16 protein-coding genes are annotated in these 13,512 nt (G+C 34.0%); 7 read left to right on the top strand and 9 right to left on the bottom strand.

The genetic code is table 11. The features are described from left to right. Positions 1-51: 51 nt before the first annotated feature. From R6U77_RS05265 to R6U77_RS05255, 3 genes are all read left to right on the top strand, one after another. Positions 52-666 carry a trimeric intracellular cation channel family protein gene (locus tag R6U77_RS05265; RefSeq protein ID WP_319837701.1) on the top strand — a complete coding sequence of 205 codons (615 nt, stop codon included), beginning with the start codon at positions 52-54 and terminating at the stop codon, positions 664-666. Between the two features lie 169 nt (positions 667-835). Further along, entirely contained in the window at positions 836-1,102 is a 267-nt protein-coding gene (locus R6U77_RS05260) for a hypothetical protein (protein ID WP_319837700.1), read from the top strand. Further along, on the top strand, positions 1,099-2,367 hold the full coding sequence (locus tag R6U77_RS05255) for a leucine-rich repeat domain-containing protein (RefSeq protein WP_319837699.1): 1,269 nt from the start codon (positions 1,099-1,101) through the stop codon (positions 2,365-2,367). The genes R6U77_RS05260 and R6U77_RS05255 overlap by 4 nt, the downstream gene beginning before the upstream one ends. Before the next feature lie 205 nt (positions 2,368-2,572). On the opposite strand, the gene R6U77_RS05250 is transcribed toward R6U77_RS05255, so the two are convergent. The 4 genes from R6U77_RS05250 to R6U77_RS05235 form a co-directional block, all read right to left on the bottom strand. Then, positions 2,573-3,061: an NUDIX hydrolase gene (locus R6U77_RS05250; protein WP_319837698.1), complete on the bottom strand. Its 489-nt coding sequence runs from the start codon at positions 3,059-3,061 to the stop codon at positions 2,573-2,575. A 60-nt stretch (positions 3,062-3,121) separates the two neighbouring features. Then, entirely contained in the window at positions 3,122-3,415 is a 294-nt protein-coding gene (locus tag R6U77_RS05245; RefSeq protein WP_319837697.1) for a GNAT family N-acetyltransferase, read from the bottom strand. Positions 3,416-3,574: 159 nt separating this feature from the next. Then, positions 3,575-4,576, bottom strand: a complete 1,002-nt coding sequence (locus R6U77_RS05240; RefSeq protein ID WP_319837696.1) for a C45 family peptidase — start codon at positions 4,574-4,576, stop codon at positions 3,575-3,577. Positions 4,577-4,579: 3 nt separating this feature from the next. Further along, entirely contained in the window at positions 4,580-5,356 is a 777-nt protein-coding gene (locus R6U77_RS05235) for a helix-turn-helix domain-containing protein (RefSeq protein ID WP_319837695.1), read from the bottom strand. Positions 5,357-5,564: 208 nt separating this feature from the next. Here R6U77_RS05235 and R6U77_RS05230 point away from each other — a divergent pair, with 208 nt between their 5' ends. From R6U77_RS05230 to R6U77_RS19835, 3 genes are all read left to right on the top strand, one after another. Then, entirely contained in the window at positions 5,565-5,972 is a 408-nt protein-coding gene (locus R6U77_RS05230; RefSeq protein WP_319837694.1) for a GNAT family N-acetyltransferase, read from the top strand. Positions 5,973-6,133: 161 nt separating this feature from the next. Then, positions 6,134-6,841, top strand: a complete 708-nt coding sequence (locus R6U77_RS05225) for a class I SAM-dependent methyltransferase (RefSeq protein WP_319837693.1) — start codon at positions 6,134-6,136, stop codon at positions 6,839-6,841. 25 nt (positions 6,842-6,866) lie between these two features. Further along, positions 6,867-6,980, top strand: coding sequence for an IS3 family transposase (locus R6U77_RS19835; RefSeq protein WP_406601096.1), 114 nt, complete (start codon positions 6,867-6,869; stop codon positions 6,978-6,980). Between the two features lie 216 nt (positions 6,981-7,196). Here the strand turns inward: R6U77_RS19835 and R6U77_RS05220 are convergent, their stop codons facing one another. Further along, positions 7,197-7,736 (bottom strand): TetR/AcrR family transcriptional regulator, encoded by a 540-nt coding sequence (locus R6U77_RS05220; RefSeq protein ID WP_319837692.1) that lies wholly within the window; start codon positions 7,734-7,736, stop codon positions 7,197-7,199. A gap of 163 nt (positions 7,737-7,899) precedes the next feature. On the opposite strand from R6U77_RS05220, the gene R6U77_RS05215 reads away from it, so the two are divergent. Beyond that, positions 7,900-8,652, top strand: coding sequence for an SDR family oxidoreductase (locus tag R6U77_RS05215; protein WP_319837691.1), 753 nt, complete (start codon positions 7,900-7,902; stop codon positions 8,650-8,652). A gap of 590 nt (positions 8,653-9,242) precedes the next feature. Here the strand turns inward: R6U77_RS05215 and R6U77_RS05210 are convergent. The 4 genes from R6U77_RS05210 to R6U77_RS05195 form a co-directional block, all read right to left on the bottom strand. After that, positions 9,243-9,767: a hypothetical protein gene (locus R6U77_RS05210; protein WP_319837690.1), complete on the bottom strand. Its 525-nt coding sequence runs from the start codon at positions 9,765-9,767 to the stop codon at positions 9,243-9,245. A 5-nt stretch (positions 9,768-9,772) separates the two neighbouring features. Beyond that, positions 9,773-10,246 carry an RNA polymerase sigma factor gene (locus tag R6U77_RS05205; protein ID WP_319837689.1) on the bottom strand — a complete coding sequence of 158 codons (474 nt, stop codon included), beginning with the start codon at positions 10,244-10,246 and terminating at the stop codon, positions 9,773-9,775. A 758-nt stretch (positions 10,247-11,004) separates the two neighbouring features. Continuing rightward, the gene (locus tag R6U77_RS05200) at positions 11,005-11,694 is read right to left on the bottom strand and encodes a hypothetical protein (RefSeq protein WP_319837688.1); all 690 of its coding nucleotides are present in this window, start codon (positions 11,692-11,694) and stop codon (positions 11,005-11,007) included. A 21-nt stretch (positions 11,695-11,715) separates the two neighbouring features. Then, positions 11,716-13,152 (bottom strand): deoxyguanosinetriphosphate triphosphohydrolase, encoded by a 1,437-nt coding sequence (locus tag R6U77_RS05195; protein ID WP_319837687.1) that lies wholly within the window; start codon positions 13,150-13,152, stop codon positions 11,716-11,718. Positions 13,153-13,512 lie beyond the last annotated feature (360 nt).

Here is a 13,512-nt window from a genome sequence, read left to right as displayed (position 1 = left end):
GTGGTGGAGTTTTTTTGTGTGAAAATGATGAATAAGGAGGCTTTTGAAAAGATGGCTTGGATTTTCCTACATTTTATTGGCATTATTTCTTATGCTGCTACCGGGGCTTTTGTTGCTCTTGAAGCGAGATTTTCTTTTATCGGAGTATACGCACTAGGCTTTATTACAGCCTTTGGGGGCGGATTAATTCGAAATTTAATTATTGGTGTTCCTGCTACTGAGCTTTGGGAGCATTCCGCTATTTTTACGGTGTTAATCACATTGACAATCATCGTATTAATTCCACTAAAGTGGATTGATCATTGGCGACGCTGGGGGTTATTTTTTGATTCAATTGGGCTTGCTTCCTTCGCTCTTCAAGGGGCAATGCTAGCCAGTGAAGCTTTTTCCAATGATTTAGGCTTAATGATTTTGGCAGCACTGTTTACTGGTGTAGGTGGCGGGCTGATTCGAGACACGATTGCTGGTCGAAAACCACTTGCATTGAAGGAAGAAATTCATGCTATTCTAACCATTCTATGTGCAATTCCTATTTGGTTTGGCTGGAGCTCTCCCCTTGAGCTCACATTGATTGTTCTTATTGTCATAGCAATCCGTATGTCTGCCATTCACTACAATTGGAGACTGCCTCTACCTTGTCATTATGATAGAAATAAAAAGATGTAGCACATTATCTATCCTTATAAGAATGTAATACTTATTACATTGCAGTTGAGAAATTAATGAAGATTGTTCTTATACTGCAAGCTATCAATAATTTTAAAATTATTTTTGAAACTTTTCTCCAATTCCTCCGTCTATACGGCGCATTAAACGATTGAGGAGGATGAAGGATATGAAAAAGTTATACATGACCATCGCTGTAGTTATACTATGTTTTGTTTTTATGGGGGCTAAAGCATCTGCTGCGGGAGTACAAGCGTATGGGGATGTGTTGTATGAGATTGTGACGAAGCCAAACGGGAAAAAAGAAGTAATTATCGTTGGCAAAAATGCTCATCAAAAAACATCGTCATTCCAGCTACTATTAAAAGTTATCCTGTTACCGAAATTGCTAGTGGTGCATTTTATACACCAGCGGCTGATTACTGGGATGAAATGATTTCGTTACATGAGAACGAAGCCTATTTAGCACAATTAATCACTAGTGTGACGATTCCAAATTCAGTTAAGCACATTGGACATAGTGCTTTTTTAAACAATCAATTAACAAAAATCACGTTACCGAGTAAATTAAAATCAATTGGCCGTCACGCATTCTCATCTAACAAGCTTACTACGATTACAGTGCCGAATTCTGTCACATCGATTTTAGGTGATATTGTTAGCGGTAACCCAATTAAAAGCTATACTTTACCTGACCATTTGCAAATGAAAAAAGATAAAGTATATCAAGATTTGTACTATACAATTATAAATAATAATGGCAAAAAGGAAATTAAAATTACCAGCTATAATCAAAAAACAACAAAAACGAAATTTACTATCCCTGCAAAAATTAATAATTTGCCTGTCACTGAAATCGGGCATTTTGCCTTTACACCCCATTTAACACCACTTGGTTTAGAGCAATATGATTATACAAAGAAAATTGTGAGCCAATTTTCACTACCTAATTCGATTCGAAAGATTGGTATTTCTGCCTTTGATAGTACAAATTTCAATCAAAATATAGAGGTGAAGCTACCAACAAGCCTTGTAGAAATCAGCGACTACGCATTTGCTAATAACAATATGTCCAATGCGAAAAAGCAGCTCATCATCCCTGCCAAAGTCAAATCAATTGGTAAAAATGCCTTTCTCTATAATCAACTGCGAGGGGTGACAATACCTAATTCAGTTACGACACTAGGTAAAGGTGCCTTTAGTTCCAATTCCATGAACAAGGTTGTTATCGGTAATGGGGTAACTAGCATCCATGATTACGCATTTTTTGGAAATAAAATCACAACATTAACATTACCTAAAACCTTACAAAGTATTGGTAATAGCGCATTCGCAGTTAACCAATTACCACGCCTAGTATTGCCAAATAATGTTGTGCATATCGGCAAAAACGCATTTAGTGAAAATCTAATTACATCTGTCTCATTACCTAGTAAATTAACAACTATTGATGCGGAAACATTTACTCATAACAAGCTAAAAACCTTAACAATACCTGCTAGTGTAATATCCTTTGATTTTAGCTCTGTTTACAGCAATTCCATTCAAAGTGTTGTTCTAAAAGGTAGTAAAACAACTGTGACAAAAGCATATACTGATCAAATTATTAAGAGTATTTATACGGATGCGGCTTACACGCAGGCATGGTCTGCTTGGGATACTTTGCAAAATAAACCTGTGACGTTGTATTTGCGATATTAAACAGAAAAGCTGGCTTACCTTTGTATTCGTAAATCTGTAAGTCAGCTTTTCATTTAAAATCAATGTTCCATTAGAAATGCTAAACGTCTAATTTGTTTGCAATGTTAAATTTCTATTATCAATGTATAACATAGTTAAAGAGCACCATCTTCAAATATGGACCGCGCTCTTCTAAAAAACTATGTCTATTTATGATAGGCTGAAGTTATTTTACACTCATCACTTCTTCTAATACTAATAAAGAAAGCTCATGGTCATTCATAACATGTTGAACTTCCTCTGGCTCCACCCATATTCGAGTGATAGTTTCGTTCTCTCGAAGGAATGGATGGCACTTTTCTATATCCATTCTGTAAAAGAGTTGATAGCCAACAAGTGGATACTTTCCACCCTCCACAAACAAAGGATTATCTTCGTGACTAGTCTCAATAGCTCCAAGATATTGAATATTCCCCTCTACATAGCCCTCCTCATATGCCTCTCTTCGAAATGTTTCTTCTGGCCTTTCTTCTGTTTCAATGTGCCCACCAGGAATATTAAACTCTCTTCCTTCTACATTTACCAATAAGACATTGCCTTTATAAAAGCAATATCCGTGAACACTTGTAACTTTTTTAATATCTATAATTTCATTAGGTAACCACGTCAGCTTGATTCTATGTCCACCCCAATTAACATGTGTTTGATTTGTCACCTGTCCCCATTCCTTTATATAGTGATTTCTTGTAAAACCTATTGCAAAAGTCTGGTTTTATTACAAATCTAATTGCCATACCCCACCTGCGCTTGGTGTAAAGCCGCAGGTTTTATAAAAATTAGTATTTTTCTCCTCATATGTTACTGTTACAATTCCTAATCCAAAACGTTCAGATTCTCGCAATAATTCTTTTACTAACTTAACACCAATTCCTTTTCCTTGGTATTCCGGATGAACCATAATATCTTCCATATAGCCATGTTCTAAGCCCATTCCACAAACATAACCAAAGGCAATTAGTTCATTATTCCCATTTCTAATACCAGCCCAAAAATTACAACGTTCAAACAACGCTGGGTAATCTTTATCGCGTCTTCCCTAGCCAATCATTTCTCTTAATTCTGGTACTTCATTATTGGCTATGGGAATGTTAATCTCCACTTTATAATCCATTTTCCCCCTCCTTCTTTAACCATACCATTAATTACTTTATTATCCAATTTAACCAATTTAATTAATTGTTCCTTTTATAACTTTAGGTAGACTGCAAGTTCCATCCAAATATCCTGTTAATGACAGCATTATTGGTTCACTATTCTCACCAATACCAATTATGATGCTTAAATCTTTTGGTAAATAAACAACTGTATGCAGCGTTCCGAAATACTCTTTGTAGTATTTGTAAAACAAAGGGGAATCTCCATCATTAAAATGATGATATGCAGCTATTGGTGAAAGCTTCTTTGTTAATAGACTATTTATATACGCCTTACGCTTTACTGATTCTTGTATCTCTTCCCTATTTTTTTCTCGTAATGCTTGTGAATCAAAATGATTTGTACAGATTAGCGGATTTCCGAAGCTGACAAATTGCTTCTGAGGAGAAGCTTCCACCAACACGCCTCTTCCACTTTGGTCTGTAATCGAATAATTGTAGCAAAACCCATGAGGAATAATAGAAATTAAGTCGATTGCCTCTTCTATGCATGCACACTGATTCAACAACAGTCTCACTATTGTCGTCGCAATAAACCCTTCTTCTTTATCCTCATTATTTACAAAGTGCAATCCGACAACAAGCCCTTTTTCATTCATACCATCAAGCCTTCCAATCATTTGCTGGCTAAACCCAACACTTGCATATCCATCGATTGGCTGAGAAAAAACGAGCCTTGCATCATACAGCTCTGGGCTAAAATCATAATTCCGTACATAATAGTCGTCATTTATAAAGGCGGTGCATCCCATTGATGGAAAGGATATATCATAACCGCTATAAAGTCTTATTACTGTATCTAGTTCCATATTTAATCCATTTGCTAAACCTCTAAGTTCTTCTAAAAGATTCGGCGAAATAGCCTTTAGTATCTCCTTCGCCTTCTTCACATTTGAATTAGAGCTCAACGTCTCAAGCAAACTAAGCTGTGTCGATTTAATTTCCTCACTTTGCTTTAAACCCTGCTCGAAATAACTGCCCTGTAACTCGACTACTCTTATCGTTAATTCTTTCATTTGTCATTCTCCTCTTCTTTCAATTTGAGTGACAGGCATTAACAACTCCAACTCGGTAAAATTCTCACCGTAGTACCTTTCTAGTATGGGCGCTATTGGTGTCCACTTATGTTCGAGTGCATAGGACATTAGTTTATTGTAACTATTTTGGATTTTAGATAGTGGCTCATTAAAAGGCATTGCGATACAGATGCATTTAGGCATGTTTTCTATTAAAGCAAATTCTGTTAAATCATTTATTTTTAAGTCAGTCGGAACGCCAAAGCCAATTTGGGCTTTAATAAAATCTTTACCAGATAAATATTTCAAGTAACAATTTTTAAATGGAATATTTAACTTTTGCAATTCACCTCTTCTTTTCGAAAAATGTCCTTTAAATTCCCCCGTTTTAGATTCGGCAGTAAACCAAATAATTTGCTCTGCATTTTTTTCTATTAAATAAATTTCCTTACTTATAGAGTCACTTTCTAGGTAGCGTAAACTCACCATTAAAAGGTCTCGTGTCTTTTTTACGTTGTAAATCCAATTTTCCATCATTTCCTGTCGTCTTGTCTCTTCGTTTTCCAATAAATAAATTTGAATATCTTTTATAGGTATTCCAGCTAAGCGTAAGCTTGAAATTAACTTCACTGTTGCAATTTGGTCATCAGAATATAAGCGATAGCCATTTGTACTTCTTCCCCAAGGAAAAAGTAAATTTTTCTGCTCATAATACCTTAGTGCACTTTTAGAAATGCCCGTTCTTTCGGAAAAGTCCTGTATATTCATAAGCTGAGCCATATCATCACCCCTCAATTTAATGTTAAACCTTAAAGTAACTTGAATGTAAAGAAATCCTTTTCAAAATAAAATGACTTATCTATATAGGAAATATATAATTTTTGTCGAATTGAGTACTTTATAGCATTGATATATGGAGGCATAAATATGTTACTTTACAATTGATTCATCTCCCTAATTTCACAATTTAATTTAGGGGATGATAATCGTGATATATAAAAATAATCTTGAGGGCATTTCTCACGAGATGTTAGAAGGCTTTTTTATAGACTGGCCCAATCCACCAAGTACAGAAACTCATTTAAACATATTAAATAATAGTAATAAAATAGTCATTGCAATAGATACTACTACCAATAAAGCTGTTGGATTCATTACGGCAATTAGTGATGGAGTTATTTCTGCCTATATTCCACTCCTCGAAGTTTTACCAGCATATAAAAATAAAGGTATCGGTAAGGAATTAGTTCAAAGAATGCTTCAAGAGCTGGATGATATTTATATGATTGATTTATGCTGCGACGAAAATCTAATTCCCTACTATAAAAAATTTGGGATGATGACTGCAACAGGCATGGTAAAAAGAAATTATACGATGCAGTCAGGGAAAATTTAATATTCGCCAAATCAAACCACTTAAAACGCTGATAATTCAACGTTTTAGGTGGTTTTTTATAAGGCTCTCAGAAAACCTTATTATTTTCAATTCATATGATATAAGAAGACATATTTGCACTCGTTTAACCGCTTCTTACCATTCGAAAACAAATAAAGAAGGTGGTCATAATTCAATATTCTAAGTACCTAGATTCTTTATCTAAGCTCGGTATTGAGGGAGCACATCCTGGTGGTATTAATCTAACAAAGGCAATATTCAAGAGGGAGAATATTAGCAGAAACTCACACATTCTAGATATAGGCTGCGGTACTGGCCAAACTGCTGCCTATTTAGCTCGCAAATATGGCGCAAAAGTAACCGGCATAGATATTCATCCAACAATGGTTGCAAGAGCCGAAAGAAGAATGCAAAAACATCGCTTACCAGTAAAAATAATCCAAGCCTCAGCAGAAAAAATCCCGCTACCAGATAATCATTTTGATTTTATTATTTCTGAATCTGTTCTTTCTTTTGTCAACAAGCCTAGAGCCCTTAAAGAAATCTTTCGCTTATTAAAAAATAGAGGTCGCTTCATTGCAATTGAACAAACAATTAACCAGCGACTCAAGGAAAAAGAGGAACATGAAATTAAACAATTTTATGGATTTGATTCCCTTACTATGAAAAAAGATTGGGTAGCACTACTGAAACAGGCAGGCTTTGAACATATTCGTATACAAAAAAACACTTCCATCCATTCAGTGCCTGATCTCCATTATTCAAATGATATGGAGCCTGAGCTTTACGAGATTATGGAAAAACATTTTGATATCCTATCCAGATATGAAGAGAAATTGGGCTATAGAATTTATTCCTGTACAAAATAAATGGAGATTTTCTTAAGAATGTTTAATTAAAAGGCAATTAAAACAGTTACAAAATAAAGCCCATTTCACCTTCCTTGAACTTGATGAGTATATTCACTGGTTCAATAATATCCGAATTCATGGAACTTTAGGCTATTAAACGCCAATGGAATTCAAGTGATAGCCCACATAATGTATGCCCAGTTTAGTGTTGCCATCCCCCATTAAATATTGGTTGCGTCTTAAATATTTAAATATCTTATATAGTCAAGAATTTAACAATGTGACAAAACCGCACATACTTATGTGTAAGATTGCACCGTATTAAAATCAAGGAGAGCTATACTTTTAATTTTCAATTATTACTAAAGTCTTATTATGATATTTGGTTAACAATTAAATTCCACACATCTTCAAAGGTTTCTTTATAAAACTCATGATCCCAACGATCTGCAAAATACGGATTATGGAAATATACAAAGGCTGTAATAATCGCATGGCCTGATTTTTCTAATCCACTAATAGACTCTACCTTTTGTGCTAATTGGTTCAAATGATCTTTCACGAGCGTTTGAGTACGCTCTAAATACTCCGTATATAAGCGAAACATACGTTTATCATCATGATAAAGTTTTTTCTTTGTGGTAGCTAGAAGCCAGAGCCAATCATGAAGTGCAACATCAGTACTTACATCTTTTGGGGCTTCCCATTTCAATAATTCATGAGAGGTAGTTTCTAACCATCTAAGTGCAAGTTGCTGCAATAAATCCTCTTTATTTTTGTAGTGTTTATAAAATGCGGCATGCGTAACTCCAAGCTCTTTTGCAATATCAGAAAGGGTGGTTTTTTGTACACCCTTTCTCATAATAATTTCTTCTGTAACAGTAAAAATTTTCTCTTTTGTGAGTATTGCCATAGTGGCTCTCCCCTCTAATTTTTTTCTAGGTTTTATTATACAGGACATGCTAATCAGTTACAAAATCTTTACTTTGTAACTGATTGGTGTATAATAACATTATTGATAAGTTACAATTTTTTAAAAATGTAACTTAATTCTTTCATAACAAAGGAGTATTATTATGACAAAAATATCGACTGAAACATATGATTTACGAGTAGCACTTGTTACAGGAGGGTCTGTCGGTATTGGACGCGCTATCGTTAAAAAGTTAGCCGACAAGGGATTTGCTGTTGCTGTGCATTACGCTGGCAATAAGACGAATGCGGATGCTACTGTAGAGGAGATTATAAAGCAAGATGGAAAAGCAATTAGCATAGGTGGAGATGTAGCAGATGAAAAAGTTATGCAAGAAGCGTTCGATGTAGTGGAAGAAAAATTAGGTGGCATTGATGTTGTAGTCAATACAGCAGGAATCATGTTATTAAGTCCTATCGCAGAGCTGAACATGGCCGATTTAGATAAAATGCACCGCACAAATATTCGCGGAACTTTTGTAATATCCCAACAAGCAGCGCGACGTGTTCGCAAGGGAGGAGCAATTATCAATTTTTCTACTTCTGTTACTCGTACGCAATTCCCAACATATGGTGCATATGTTGCAAGTAAAGCGGCGGTTGAATCAATGACGATGGTATTGGCTCGTGAATTGCGTGGTAAAGATATCACAGTTAATGCTGTGGCTCCAGGTCCAACTGCAACACCATTATTTTTAGATGGAAAAGATGAACAGACGATTGATAATCTTTCTAAAGCCACACCACTTGAACGTCTTGGTACACCAGAAGATATTGCCGACACAGTAGCATATTTAGCAACTGCAGGACGTTGGATTAATGGACAGGTTATCTTTTCAAACGGTGGCCTTGCATAATTACAATCAAGAAGCACCAATAATGAATGGTACAAAGACAAAGTTATATTTATAACGAGAGCTTCCAGTAGATTCAATGTCTCAACAGTCCAAATACTTACAAAAGCTAAGTATATAATTTATGTTGGTATGCGAAAATACAGAGGTTTGTTTTTGTGGACGCTTCCCTAGGGTACGGCTCGATTCTGTAAACTCTCGCTTGTACTGTTCCTCTAGAAGTCCACATCACAGACCTCCCTCTTCTGGGATTTTCCCAATATCTTTTATCAAGCATCATCTTTTCCATTTTTCAACAACATCAGATTGTTATCATCCTTTTGACTAAAGGTCACAAAGAATTAGAGTTCTGTCCCACCTTCTAAAAACCTTACCTACTTATGTTATAGTTAATCGTAACATATCTAAATGAGGTTTTCATCGTTAATTTTGGCAGACATTTTTTTATTTATACCTACTAAATGTATTTTGACCTTTTAGTACTATTTTTTTCTTGCCCTCTAAATGGTAAAGAAATTCTACAAACCCCAAATAGCTCTTATTGTAAGATTCCATCACAAGTAGCGTTCGAGGATTTATAATTGAACGGCCTCTTATCGAATAGGATTCTCAAAGTTCCAGTTCGTATAAATTACTGTTGCAGTAACTGGATTTGCCGATGTGTCTTCCGTAAAACCACCTATTAGATTGCCCACTCTAAATGTAGGTTCAAATAACTGTTCCTCCTTAGGTGGTGCTGTTGGACCATCTATTCCCAATTCTGTTTCATCTGTGACCACTACTTCCATTCCATTATCCAACGTAAAGCTCAGCCCATCTTCTCCAACTTCTGTTATAACTCCTTCGATATTAACCGCTGCACTTGCAGCAGGACCTGAATTATCCACTACAATTCTTTCTGTTAAATCTAACGCTGCATTGTTATTTATATTTGGTAAAACAACTACACCAACCACAGCAATTACGGCACAAGCTACTAAACTTCCAACCATTAATCTTACATTTTTCATAAAGATCCTCTTTTCTTTTTTCTCATAATCCATCATCTCTTTTTGCATTTTGCTCTTAAATTCTTCGGAAGCATGAATCTGCTTCATCACTTTCTTATAAGCACTCATCACGCTTAACTCCCTTCCTCTAAAATCTTTTTTAACTTCATTCGAGCCCTTCTCAGCTTTGAGCCTACTGTGTTTACTTTCATCTCTAATAGATTGGCGATTTCTTCAGTCGTATAGCCTTCGTAATAATGCAAATAAACAATGGTCCTCTCTTTCGGATTAAGCTCAAAAATTTCAGGGAGAACAATCTGTTCCTCTTTTGCGGTAAACGACATCTCTTCTGTTATCGGTACCGTCTTCTTGACGCGGGAAGACTTAAAATAATCCTTGCATTTATTAAAAGTCACTTTGATAAGCCAAGCCTTTAAATGTACTTCGTTATCAAATGGTTTTTTCTGTCTCATAAGTGTCATATAGACATCTTGAACAATATCCTCAGCCTCAGACATATTTTTTGTCTGCTGCACAGCGATTCGTATTAAGGTGTCGCTATAAGTTTGAACAATCTCATGAACACGTAAGCCGGCGAACGTTTTCATACCTAACCTCCTTCACTTTAAATACGATTCAATTTCGTTGATTCGTGCAACAGATAATTTTTTCACAGAATTAATTTTATCAAAATAGATTTACTGTTTATCCAATGATAAACCCCAATAGAAAAAGGAGAGGAAGCCCATCTATACTAGATAGATCCCCTCCCTCCATGTTACATTTAATAGATATTCCACACCTTACTAAATAACTTTTATAAAGGTTATAATAAACCACAAGCATAACGCAAAGAAGCGTACCCCCAATGAAAAGCATATGAGCAAACATTTAATAGGTAGTAGTTAGCAGGCCATTTTTAACCATAATTTATGCTAAATATATTGCTTATGGTTATATAATTTCATATCTTCTTATAAAATAAGAGATTCTAGCAGGAGGTTATCCATGAATATCAAAGTATATGTTATCGGCGATAAATTATGTTATGAAGGAATAAAAGAGTACGATAAACGATAATATGATACCTGTGAATAAGACACTTCGAAAAAAGCTATCTTCTAGGGTACTTTTGTTTATAATGGAAAAAGGTGACTATGATGACCAATGAGCTGAACCCCGAATAGGTCCACTATTCAGGGTTCGGCTCACTTTTTATTAATTCTATTATTCATTTTACAATAAATTTAATTTTATTTATGATAAGGTTCTCCGTGATGTGGGTAAGTGAGGTTCTTAAGATAAAATCGAAAAAATAAGCATCAACAAGGTATTTATTCATACCATTGTAGATGCTCTATAATAATTAAATATAATCTAGTTTTTCCTTTATGCAATCCTTTGAAAAATACTCCATATTATAATGTGAAAATTGCAACTCATATAAATTCTCTATCAATTGGTTTGAATTTTTATAATGAAAGTCTTTAAAGACATTTTTTAATTTATTTGAAAATCCCAATTTGTATTTATCTTTAAACACTAACGCCCTCAACAAATTTAATTCAATCTGTGGGTTTGCTTCTAAAGTAATATCCAACTTATTATCTTTGAGAGATGATTTAAAGACCTCATCATATAGTATATCTTTATTAAAATTATAGACTATCCCATCAATATTTAGAAACACAGATTTAGCTAAATTTGCTTCACTTGGTGTTAAATTAGTATGTTTAAATGCCCAAGTATTTTCTAAATCCCAAATATCAAATTCTACATTTGAAACTATAAATTTATATCCTCCAAACCTATTTTGTTTATAACTATATCTTTCAGTTAAAGAATTAAACCTATCCTTTTGCTCAAATTTGATAGCTATATCAAAATCTCGAGGCATCACTGCTTTTTCTTGAAATATACATATATCTCGTACAGATCCACCAAAAAACAACAAATCCCCTACACTTGATAATTCGTCAATAAAGTCCAGAGTATTTGAGTCTTTTTCAAGAAAGCAAATTAATTGATGCTTAATACTTTTCTCATATTTACTCATCTTTATCCCTTCCTAATTAATTTATGGAAGCTTTACTCCTAACAATTCTTGATGCAGATTAACTGCATAGCCATCTGTCATACCTGAAATAAAGTCTGTTACTAATTGAAGTCTATTGTATAAAGGTAAATCTTCAAATTCTACAGTAGGCTCCCCTTTCTCAGAAATTCTTTGGATATGCCTAAAATTCTCTGAAATCAGATGGACTAATTTTTCATGTTTTGATTTAGTCTTTTTGATACTTTTAACATTTACTACCGCATTAACAAACAAATCCAATAAATCATTTAATACTCTATCTCCTACTAATTCCAATGTTAGGACCTCTTTATTTGAAAATACATATTTAAATGCCACGTCTCTTAGTTTATCAGAAAGTGTACGCGCTGTGGAGTTAGATAATAAATCTCCTTCAAATTCTCCATTCATTATTAAATCATATTTTTCTTTGAAAGTATTTACAACAGCAATTATCATTATTCCTTGAATAGTTACTTTAAAATTTTGTACATTAATTAAATTTTTATTTGGTACTTTATTCAATAATGCTTTTCTACGTAAATCTTCTAATCTATAAAATTCTTTTGGATATAATTCCCCAAATTCATGTCTAATTTCCTGATAGATTTTATCCCAGTCAAATACATCTTTTTTCACAGCATCTTCAATATCTGCAGTTAGATATGCAATATCATCTGCTGCTTCAAGAATATATGTTGCAGGATGTCTACATTCCTCAGTACCTGTCTTACTCACAATTTCTTTGAATAATTCTCTTTCAGAATAAAAATAACCAAATTTCTTTTTCTTTTTAACTTTTCCATGATCAGAAGCCCATGGATATTTCATTAAAGTTGCTAATGTTGCATAACTAAAATTTGCCCCATATTGATCGTTTAAAAATTGAAGTTTACTCAAAATTCGAATTGCTTGAGCATTGCCTTCAAAGTAAATAAAGTCATTTTTTTGTTGAGTGCTTAGTTCATCAAATATAATTTTATCTGTATCTGTATCTGTATCTGTATCTGTATCTGTAACTTTATCTTTATACAAATCTGAAGCAAACCATTCTTTAAACCATTTCCTAATGATATCTTCACCATAGTGCCCAAAAGGTGGATTTCCTAAATCATGTACTAAACAAGATACTTCTACTAATGATGCTAATTGCTTAGCTTCGGCAAACCCTTCGAATGCCTTTTTTTCAATTAACCATTCCCCTATGTTCCATGCTAACGATCTACCTAATGAAGCTACTTCTAAAGAATGTGTTAAACGAGTTCTAGTAAAATCATTATTTTGTAAAGGAAATACTTGTGCCTTATCTTGTAATCTTCTTAAAGATGATGAATAAATTATACGTTCATAATCTTTATCAAACTCATTCCGATGTGGGTAGCTTTTACTCTCTGATTTTCTTTGTCTTTCCCCATTTAATAATTTTGCCCATTCTAACATCTAAATACCTCCTAATTTAAATCTAATCATGTTACTACCAATATTCGACAAAATAAGTTAGATTCCTTTATTAATTACCTAGTATAATCATCTTTGAGATCATTAAGCAATTCATAGCTATCTTACAAAGTATCAATCCACAAAGGTATCTTGCTTCTAAACATTTTCTTCATCATACCCTCTGTTTCCTATGAAAAAACCTTGAATAACAAATGTTATCCAAGGCTCTTCTTAATTAATAATTAATATTTTTCCTTGCCAATACCATCTTAAATGGCTCTTTTACATACTGCATTACATGGCTATGTCCAAGGTACTTCCTAGTACCAAAACTCAAACTTACCTTTTCAAAAAATATAT

The sequence above is a fragment of the Lysinibacillus louembei genome (assembly GCF_033880585.1).
Taxonomy (GTDB): domain Bacteria; phylum Bacillota; class Bacilli; order Bacillales_A; family Planococcaceae; genus Metasolibacillus; species Metasolibacillus louembei.
Note: the sequence above shows the minus strand (reverse complement) of the source record. Positions and strands in the feature narration are given on the sequence as shown.